1 protein-coding gene is annotated in these 1,009 nt (G+C 57.9%); it reads left to right on the top strand.

The window, feature by feature from the left end:
* On the top strand, nt 1–1,009 hold a 1,009-nt coding region (locus U1H99_RS30065), incomplete at both ends, for an amino acid adenylation domain-containing protein (RefSeq protein WP_323145159.1).

Raw genomic sequence — 1,009 nt, 5'->3', positions numbered from 1 at the left:
ACAACCCGGATCCAGCTTCGCTTGGCCTGCACGCCAGCCACCTCGCTTACGTCATCTATACCTCCGGCTCCACTGGTCAGCCCAAGGGGGTGATGATCGAACATCGCAACCTCGTGAATTATCTGCTCTGGTCGCACCAAAGCTATTACGAGACAACGATAGGTGGATCGCCAGCGGTACACTCCATTGGATTTGATGGATTGGTTACTACCCTTTATGGACCGTTAATTGCAGGGCAAGTCTTAACCTTGTTGCCAATGGGTCTGGAAATGCAGGCGCTTTCCAGCACGGGACGCGAACACTCGTATGCCTTAGTGAAGGTGACCCCATCGCACCTACGTATGCTGAACGCCGCATTAAGCGGGGATATGGAATCTTCGATCAAGGCCCTGATGATCGGCGGCGAGGCACTAATTCCGAGCGATATCGCGTTTTGGCAACGACGCTTCCCGCAGGTTCGTTTGATCAATCACTTCGGTCCGACTGAAACAACGGTTGGTTGCGCCACCTTCGATATTACGACCAATGCCGAAGATTTGGTCTCGATTCCGATTGGGCGGCCGATTGCCAACACCAAGATTTATATTTTGGATCGTCACCTACAGCCGGTTCCACTTGGTGTCACCGGCGAGATCTACGTCGGCGGGGCTGGTGTCGCTCGCGGCTACCTGAACCGACCGGATCTGACCGCCGAGCGCTTTATCGACCACCCGTTTGCCGATGAGGCGGGCGCACGGCTGTACAAGACCGGCGACCTGGGCCGCTATCTGACCGACGGCAATATCGAATACCTCGGCCGCAACGACTTCCAGGTCAAGATTCGCGGTTTCCGTATCGAACTGGGCGAGATCGAAGCGCGCCTTGCTGCTTGCGACGGCGTGCGCGAAGCGATCGTGATCGCGCGCGAAGACCAGCCTGGCGACAAGCGCCTGGTCGCCTATGTGGTTCCCCAGCCGGGCCGGGAAATCTCGGCGGCCGTTCTGCGCGCCGAGTTGGCCACGACACTGGC

The sequence above is a fragment of the Massilia phyllosphaerae genome, assembly GCF_034659755.1.
In the GTDB taxonomy this organism is placed as follows: domain Bacteria; phylum Pseudomonadota; class Gammaproteobacteria; order Burkholderiales; family Burkholderiaceae_D; genus Telluria; species Telluria phyllosphaerae.
This window is presented reverse-complemented; position numbering and strand designations above follow the sequence as displayed.